The 4,547-nt window shown below is 74.6% G+C and carries 5 protein-coding genes and 1 pseudogene; 4 read left to right on the top strand and 2 right to left on the bottom strand.

From position 1 onward, the window contains the following. From DEF28_RS25655 to DEF28_RS28185, 4 genes are all read left to right on the top strand, one after another. Positions 1-262: hypothetical protein (locus tag DEF28_RS25655; RefSeq protein WP_233515543.1), on the top strand; the 262-nt coding region annotated here is incomplete at its 5' end. Between the two features lie 446 nt (positions 263-708). Beyond that, the gene (locus tag DEF28_RS25650) at positions 709-1,104 is read left to right on the top strand and encodes a hypothetical protein (protein WP_114400734.1); all 396 of its coding nucleotides are present in this window, start codon (positions 709-711) and stop codon (positions 1,102-1,104) included. A gap of 397 nt (positions 1,105-1,501) precedes the next feature. Next, positions 1,502-1,696: a hypothetical protein gene (locus tag DEF28_RS25645; RefSeq protein WP_114400733.1), complete on the top strand. Its 195-nt coding sequence runs from the start codon at positions 1,502-1,504 to the stop codon at positions 1,694-1,696. A 522-nt stretch (positions 1,697-2,218) separates the two neighbouring features. After that, on the top strand, positions 2,219-2,527 hold the full coding sequence (locus DEF28_RS28185) for a hypothetical protein (RefSeq protein WP_199493547.1): 309 nt from the start codon (positions 2,219-2,221) through the stop codon (positions 2,525-2,527). 91 nt (positions 2,528-2,618) lie between these two features. Here DEF28_RS28185 and DEF28_RS25635 read toward each other — a convergent pair whose 3' ends face one another. Both DEF28_RS25635 and DEF28_RS28650 read right to left on the bottom strand, forming a co-directional pair. Further along, entirely contained in the window at positions 2,619-3,959 is a 1,341-nt protein-coding gene (locus DEF28_RS25635) for an NtaA/DmoA family FMN-dependent monooxygenase (RefSeq protein WP_114400731.1), read from the bottom strand. Positions 3,960-4,161: 202 nt separating this feature from the next. Beyond that, a pseudogene (locus DEF28_RS28650) lies at positions 4,162-4,547 on the bottom strand (hypothetical protein); the annotation flags it as partial.

Below are 4,547 nucleotides of genomic sequence, written 5' to 3'. Positions count from 1 at the left end.
CGACCTGGCAGATCGCCAGGTCAGCCTTCCTGGAGGAATTTCCATGAAGACCAACCTGCGCCGAATCACGCTCACCGGCCTCATCGCCTCTGCCGTCGCGCTGGGCACGCCCGCCATGGCCGGCGCCCAGGACATCTTCGGCGGCCAGCACTTCTGGGGCTTCCCGACCTTCGGCCCGAGCAGCAGCTTCCAGCAGCAGGCCACCGCGGCCGGACCCGGCGGCGCCAGCACCTTCGGCACCCAGAGCCACGCCCGGGGCTGACCCCGAGCACGGCAGGCCGAGCCACGCGGCTCGGCACCCGCTGGAGAAGGCGCGATCGGACGACATCCCGCGCACCGGGGCCGATCGGCCTTCCAGAGCGCCGGGCGCACCGTCCGATCGCGTCTCGCGTCGGCACCGCCGCCCACGTCGGCAGCGGTGCCGACCCCGCCCACCAGGGCGACCGCACTGTTCCCGTACACCGGGATTCCCGACAATGGGCCGGGAATTCCGAATCCGCGGCCACCTTGAGCGCGGTGGAGAGCGCCGCGCCCTCCGCGGGCCTCGCTGGGTGTCCGGCCGGTTCGTGCCGGCAGGGGCGCCACGAGCCGGCAGGCGCGGCTCCAGGTCCCGCCGCCACCGGCGGGGCACCGCTGCCGGGGGCCGCACCACGGAGTCCGAGCTGACGGGCCGCCAGGCCCGCTTCCGATGTCCCGGAGGAATTCCCAATGAAGACCAACCTGCGTCGAATCATGCTCGCCGGCCTCATCGCGCCCGCCCTCGCCCTGGGGGCGCCCGCGGTCGCGGCGCACGCCCAAGACTGCCTGTGCCCCTGCGAGTGCGTGGCCGGCGGTGCCGGAGGCGGCGGAGGCGCCGGAGGGGGCGCGGCCGGCGGCGCGGCTGGTGGCCGAGCGGCTGGCGGCGGTGCGGCTGGTGGCGCGGTCGGCGGCGGTGCGGCCGGGCATGTCCGAGGCGGCGGAGGGGCCGTCGGCCATGTGCACGGCCACCACCACCGGCACCTCCATCACCACCGGGGTCCGCGCAGCGCGTTCGAGCAGCAGGGGACGTTCGCCGGCCCGTTCGGGGCCGGCACGACCGGGACGCGCAGCTCGGCCCGCGGCTGACGGCACCAGACCCGGGGGCGCCACTCGCGCACGGGAGGCGAATCACCGGACCACCGAACGAGCGCGGGCGAGGCCCCGTACACCCGGAAGGCGCCGGGCCGGAATTTCCGCACTGGACAATTCCGGCCCGGCCGTCCGCTGTCATCATGCGACCAGGATCGGTTTTGGCGGCCATTGGACACCGCCGCCGGGACGGCTGGAAAACGATTGACCGTCAGGGCATTTTCTTTGGCTTCCGCGGGTGGCAGTCCTGTTTCGTTTTGGGATGCCCGCCGCAAGCATGGGAGGCGTGACTCCGGGCCCGTCCGAAATCAGGAAAGGACTGATTTCAACGGACCGTGGAGCGGAGTCCGACCTGATAAATCATCAGGTCGGCATTCAGGGAGGAAGGATCCTGATGAAGACCATTCTGCGACGCCTCATGCTCGCCGGCATCATCGCGCCCGCCATCGCCATGGGACCGGCCATGGCGGCCAACGCCCAGGACTTCGACGACTTCGACAACGGCTGGGGCGACGGAGGCTGGGGCGACTTCGACGGCGACTGGGACGGTGACGAGTTCGGCATCGACGGCGACGAGGACTTCTTCTGATACCGCCTCAGCCGTGCGCCCGACCGACCGGCATGCCCGGCACACCGCCGGGCGGCGGCCGGCGGTCGGGCCCCCGGCCGGTCCCTCCCGCGGGCACCGCCGCGCGGGGCGGCGCGATCCGGCCGGAACGCCGCGGCGGCACCGTCACCGGCCTGGTGGCGGTGCCGCCCTTCACCCCCTCACTCCCTTTCCGGCGGCGCCTGGGCACCGCGACCAGCAGGTCGGCGCCCTCACCTGCGGCACGTCCCCGAATGCGGCTCTCAGCTTCCCGCCGACTCGGTTCCGCTCCCCTGCGAACACCTACTCCTCTCACCGCGGTTCCCCTTCGGCGGAAATACGCGTGAAGCTCGAATGACCTTCTTCGGATTCCATGCGCGGCCGACCTGGTTCCGCTGCGGAAAAGCACCGCGGGTCGGGCGAACGCGGCTCCAGGCCCCCGCGTCGACGCGGACCAATGGCGGAGGGCCGTGAAATGGCCGTGATCCGGCAGATCGCCGGATCATCTTCGGGAGGAGAGATTCCATGAAATTCGACCTGCGCCGACTTCTACTCGCGGCCGCCTTCGCGCCCGCCCTCGTGGTCGGAGCGCCGGCCGTGGCCGGAGCCCAGGACGATGACGACGACTACGGCTACGACTCCTCGGAGGAGGGCCCGTCCCCCGAGGAGGGTTTCGGCAACTACCCGGGCGGGGGCGGATTCGGCAACTACCCCGGCGGGGGCGGATTCGGCAACTACCCGGGCGGCGGTGGATTCGGCAACTACCCCGGCGGGGGCGGATTCGGCAACTACCCCGGCGGGGGCGGATTCGGCAACTACCCCGGCGGCGCCTAGTGGCGGTCGGCCGACCCGCACGCCGCGGCGGCGCCGTCACCGGTTCCGGTGGCGACGCCGGCCGCTGGCCCGGGATGCGCCGGGCCGCCGATCAGGCGACCCGCTCCGCCCCCGCCCGCCGCGGAACGGCAGGCAGTCCCAGGTTCTCGCGGAGCGTCCCTCCGGTGTACTCGGTGCGCAGCACGCCGCGCTCCTGGAGGAGCGGCACGACCTTCTCCACGAAGTCGTCGAGTCCGCCGGGCGTGAGGTGCGGTACCAGGATGAAGCCGTCGCACGCGTCGGTGCGGACGTGCTCGTGGAGCGCCGCCGCCACCTGGGCGGGGGTGCCGACGAACGTCTGGCGGGCGGTCACCTCGACGATCAGGTCGCGGATGCTGAGCTTCCCGGCCTCGGCGATCGCGCGCCAGCGGCGGGCGAGCGCCAGCGGATCCGCGGTGTGCCGCACCCGGCCCCGCGTGATCGAGGCATTGTCGGGGTCGGGGTCGATGTCGGGAAGCGGGCCGTCCGGGTCGTAACCGGACAGGTCCCGGCCCCAGACCTGCTCCAGGAAGTTGATGGCGCCCGGCCCGCTCACCTGCTGGTAGCGGATGCGCCTGGCCCGCTCGGCGGCCTCCTCCGCCGTGGCGCCGAGGACGAACGTCACGCCGGGCATGATGAGGAGCTCGTCGGGCGACCGGCCGTGCCGGGCCAGCCGCGCCTTCACGTCGGCGTAGAACGCGCGCCCCTCCTCCAGGCCGCCGTGCCGCGAGAAGATGATGTCGGCGGCCGCGGCCGCGAACTCCCGTCCCTGCTCGGAGTCCCCGGCCTGGATCACCACCGGGTGCCCCTGCGGCGATCGGGGCACCGAGAACTCGCCCTCGATGTCGAAGAAGCGGTCGCGGTGCCGGAACGCCCCGATCGCGCCGTCCGGGTCGGCGGCGCCGTCGAGCGGGCTGTCCCAGAGCTCGCGCGCGGTCCGGACGAAGGCGGCGGCCCGCTCGTAGCGGTCGGCGTGGTCCAGGTAGCCGCCGCGCCGGAAGTTCTCCCCGGTGAACGCGTCGGAGGACGTGACGACGTTCCAGGCGGCCCGTCCGGCGCTGAGGTGGTCGAGGGAGGCCAGCTGCCGGGCGAGTTCGTAGGGCTCGTTGAAGGTCGAACTGAGCGTGCCGGCCAGCCCGAGGTGCGTGGTGACGGCGGCGAGCGCGGACAGGACGGTGAGCGTGTCGGGGCGGCCGACGACGTCGAGGTCGAAGATCCTGCCCTGGTGCTCCCGCAGCCGGAGCCCCTCGGCCAGGAAGAAGAAGTCGAACCGGCCGCGCTCAGCGGTCTGCGCGAGGTGCCGGAACGAACCGAAGTCGATCTGGCTGCCGGCGGCGGGATCGCTCCACACCGTGGTGCTGTTCACCCCGGGGAAGTGCGCGGCGAGCCGGATCTGCTTGGGTGCGGTGCTCATCTCATTACCTCCCAGGCGCCCTGCCCTGGCGGGCTGGGCGGAATCGGACGGCGGGGCGCCGGGGCGGCGCCCCGTGGCGTGCCGGAGTCCCAGGCCGCCTGGAGGCCGCGGCGCGGCCGCGCCGCGCCGGCGGTGCGCCGCCCGGCCAGCCGGTGGACGCGGCCGGCGTCTCCGGTCCGGGGGCGCCGGCCAGTGCGGGGGCTCACCGCGGTGCTCCCCGAGGGGACCGGCGCCGGAGCGGGGGCCGCCACGGCACGAGCCGCAGAAACCGGCCCGCCGCGCGCGGGGACGCCCGCCCCCAGCGGCGGAGGCCGTCCGCCCCCGCGCCTCCGGCCGAGCCGGGGGACGCTCCACGCAGGGCGCCGGGGCGGGAGCGGTCGCGGCCGAGGGGATGCGGCGCGCCGCCCGCCCACCGGCCGGACGCGCCGGCAGCCGGTCCCCCGGGCCTGGCGGCCGGGCCGGTCCGCCAGGGGCGCGCCGGCCCGGTCGGCTCCCCCAGCGGGCTCACGCCGAGCGCGGCGCCGAGCTCGTCCAGGTGGTACTCGTGCTCGGTGCGGCCGCCGCCGACGGCCCGGTCGGTGCCGGGGC

It is taken from the genome of Marinitenerispora sediminis (assembly GCF_003336425.1).
In the GTDB taxonomy this organism is placed as follows: Bacteria; Actinomycetota; Actinomycetes; order Streptosporangiales; family Streptosporangiaceae; genus Marinitenerispora; species Marinitenerispora sediminis.
The sequence above is the reverse complement of the archived record's forward strand: the minus strand, read 5'-3'. Positions and strand labels throughout refer to the sequence as shown.